The 1,194-nt window shown below is 30.7% G+C and carries 2 protein-coding genes; both read left to right on the top strand.

The features are described from left to right. Positions 1-149: 149 nt before the first annotated feature. Entirely contained in the window at positions 150-419 is a 270-nt protein-coding gene (locus tag ES675_RS16330; protein WP_066257358.1) for a hypothetical protein, read from the top strand. A gap of 15 nt (positions 420-434) precedes the next feature. Next, a complete protein-coding gene (locus ES675_RS16325; protein ID WP_066257356.1) occupies positions 435-1,043 on the top strand; it encodes a hypothetical protein in 609 nt (202 codons plus the stop codon). Positions 1,044-1,194: the final 151 nt, after the last annotated feature.

The following is a 1,194-nucleotide window of genomic DNA, read 5'->3' as shown; positions in this document are numbered from 1 at the left end:
CCAACATAGTGTATAAAAAATGCTTACTTTAGTCCCTAATCAAGTGTAAATGTGCGTTTGCCACCTTCCGATTTTCCTGCGGAAAATCCTCGGACGCAAACTCGCCCATTTCATACACTTACCGTTGCCACACATTTGAACAAAAACCGATGAAAGAATTAAAACAACAGCTGAATACAATATTTCAGCAACACAAAGAAAAATATAAATCACTTTATAACGATGGTGGAGGTCTTCAAGCACAAGCTGAAAATGGAAATAATTTCAGTCCAGTAATTAAAAGCCTTTCCGATAAATTGATTTCAAAAGCAAACGAATTTTTAGATAAAAACGGAACTGAAAAAAAATCTGATATTGAAAACCATATCAAAGAATTAATAAGAGATTTTAATTCTCTAATGATTAATCCATACAATTAAAAAACATAGTCAAAAATGAAAAAAATTACAATTATACTTTTCTTATTGGTATCAACCTTTAGTTTTTCTCAAGAATATAAATTGGAGGATGCTCAAAAAACTACGATTGAATTATTGCAAGCTTTGAAAATCTTGGATTTACCCGAAGGCAAGGAAATGCTTGCCGATTTAGTATTTGAATCTTCAACTAGTTTCCCTGTCGTATCATCAAGTAATTTAATTTTCGAGAAACTTTTTGACACAGATATTGATAAAATTAAAGGATATAAAGCTTTATTAGAAATCCAATCAATAAGCAAAGCAAACACACCTTTAACTCTTCGTTATTTATTAATTAGCTATCTCGACAAAACAGAAAACAAATGGAAAATTTATAGTTTTAGAGAAAGTATTGATACTGAAAAAGAAGTTATGCACTCTAAACTAGCTCTGACTGACAATAATGATTCCAGAAAAATGCAATATCGCTTGAGAGGTTTAGCTTATTGGCAAATAATGAACGGAGAATTACTTGGTGCAAAAGAAAGTTATTTAGAAGCTTATAAAGAAGCAACTGCAAACGAAGATTCTGAATTTGAAATTCCGACTTATTTGATTTTGGACAAAATTATTGACAAGCTCTGAAAGAAAAGGAATAAAAACGTGTGGCAACAAAGTACTGTGGTAAAAAACAAGTAAAAACTCATTAACTTTTCACCAAAGTACTTCTGTAAGTATCCTCATATATTAATCCTGATTTTGCAATAGCAAAAGCCTGTTTTAGTAGCTTATTACA

Source organism: Algorimicrobium algoritergicola (assembly GCF_008086165.1).
GTDB classification, from domain to species: domain Bacteria; phylum Bacteroidota; class Bacteroidia; order Flavobacteriales; family Flavobacteriaceae; genus Algorimicrobium; species Algorimicrobium algoritergicola.
The sequence above is the reverse complement of the archived record's forward strand: the minus strand, read 5'-3'. Positions and strand labels throughout refer to the sequence as shown.

Excerpts from the sequence above, each read along its gene's own strand:
- ES675_RS16330 (WP_066257358.1), top strand. The coding sequence starts at position 150 with ATGAAAGAATTAAAACAACAGCTGAATACAATATTTCAGCAACACAAA.
- ES675_RS16325 (WP_066257356.1), top strand. The coding sequence starts at position 435 with ATGAAAAAAATTACAATTATACTTTTCTTATTGGTATCAACCTTTAGT.